We start from the raw sequence: 1,540 nt of genomic DNA, 5'->3' as shown, positions 1-1,540 counted from the left end.
TAGTATAATATGTGATTCTTATTTAGTGTATAATTAGTTGTTTCAAGCAGAATCCGGCATACGAGATCTATGACGGTCTCGTGGGCTCGGATATATGGATAAGAGACAGCTGCCGGCCGCGGCGACCACCCCGGCCGGCAGTGCCCCGAAGCCGGTGACGTAGGGCAGCATCGAGACGACGGTCCGCTTGAGGCCGGCGTTGTAGGCCCAGCCGCTGGCGACCAGCACGAGCAGCAGCAGCCCGGGGAGCGGGCCGAGCAGCAGCGACAGGACGACGGCCGCGGCGGCCGACCCGAGAGCGAGCGTGCGCAGCAGCGCCGGTGCGACGGTGCCCTGCACGACCGGCTTGTCCGCGCGGGCGACGGCGCGGTCGCGGTCGGCGTCGAGCCAGTCGTTGCTCCACCCGATGGAGGCCTGACCTGCGAGGACGGCCGCCGTCACGAGCGCCGCGCGGTCCGCGGGCACCCCGGCGGCGAGGGCCAGGAGGCCGGCCACGGCGGTGACCGCCACGGTCGGCCCGGGGTGGGTGGCCAGGGCCAGTGCACGGAGACCGGTCACGGGTCGCGCCGGTTCCGCAGGCACACCCACCATGCTCCTGTCAACCCCTCCCGGGTACTCATTCTGGCCGCTGACCTGCAGGTTTACGAAATCAGGCGGTCCCGTTCGCCAGTCTGCCGTGGTAACCTGTGGACAGCGAAAGGGGTCACACACACATGGGCTTCACTGTCGGCGAGACCGTTGTCTACCCGCACCACGGGGCAGCGCTGATCGAGGCGATCGAGACGCGGGTCATCAAGGGCGAAGAGAAGGCCTACCTCGTGCTGAAGGTCGCCCAGGGCGACCTGACCGTGCGGGTGCCGGCCGACAACGCAGAGATCGTCGGCGTCCGTGACGTCGTCGGTCAGGACGGACTGAACCGGGTCTTCGAGGTGCTGCGTGCCCCGCACACCGAGGAGCCGACCAACTGGTCGCGTCGCTACAAGGCCAACCTCGAGAAGCTCGCCTCCGGTGACGTCAACAAGGTCGCCGAGGTCGTGCGCGACCTGTGGCGCCGGGACAAGGACCGTGGCCTCTCCGCCGGCGAGAAGCGCATGCTCTCCAAGGCGCGCCAGATCCTGGTGAGCGAGCTCGCGCTCGCCGAGGGCACCAACGAGGACAAGGCCGAGGTGCTCCTCGACGAGGTCCTCGCCAGCTGAGGTCGGTCCCCGAGTTCTCCCCGCACCTCCAGACCACTCCCGTGCACGCTGTCGGCATCGTCGCAGCGGCCGGGAGTGGTCTGCGTCTGGGGGCGGACCGGCCGAAGGCGCTGGTCCCGCTGGCCGGCCGGCCGCTGGTCGCCTGGTCGGTCGACACCCTGCTCGGCAGCGGGGTGGCCGAGGTGGTGGTGGCCGTGCCGCCTGACGAGCTGGCCGCCTTCGCCGCCGTCCTGCCACCGGACGTGCGTCTGGTCGCCGGCGGCGCCACCCGGACGGCGTCGGTCCGGGCCGCCCTCGCCGCCGCGGGTGACCCCGCCCGTCCCGTCCCCGACGCGGTCCTGGTG

3 protein-coding genes are annotated in these 1,540 nt (G+C 70.4%); 2 read left to right on the top strand and 1 reads right to left on the bottom strand.

The window, feature by feature from the left end; translation table 11 throughout:
• Positions 1-42 precede the first annotated feature (42 nt).
• Positions 43-558 (bottom strand): UbiA family prenyltransferase, encoded by a 516-nt coding sequence (locus CNO22_RS27035; RefSeq protein WP_232807399.1) that lies wholly within the window; start codon positions 556-558, stop codon positions 43-45.
• Positions 559-713: 155 nt separating this feature from the next.
• Here CNO22_RS27035 and CNO22_RS27030 point away from each other — a divergent pair, with 155 nt between their 5' ends.
• Both CNO22_RS27030 and CNO22_RS28650 read left to right on the top strand, forming a co-directional pair.
• The gene (locus CNO22_RS27030; protein WP_073418385.1) at positions 714-1,196 is read left to right on the top strand and encodes a CarD family transcriptional regulator; all 483 of its coding nucleotides are present in this window, start codon (positions 714-716) and stop codon (positions 1,194-1,196) included.
• A gap of 41 nt (positions 1,197-1,237) precedes the next feature.
• On the top strand, positions 1,238-1,540 hold a 303-nt coding region (locus tag CNO22_RS28650; protein WP_198588646.1), incomplete at its 3' end, for a 2-C-methyl-D-erythritol 4-phosphate cytidylyltransferase.

The organism is Geodermatophilus chilensis (genome assembly GCF_002802985.1).
In the GTDB taxonomy this organism is placed as follows: Bacteria; Actinomycetota; Actinomycetes; order Mycobacteriales; family Geodermatophilaceae; genus Geodermatophilus; species Geodermatophilus chilensis.
This window is presented reverse-complemented; position numbering and strand designations above follow the sequence as displayed.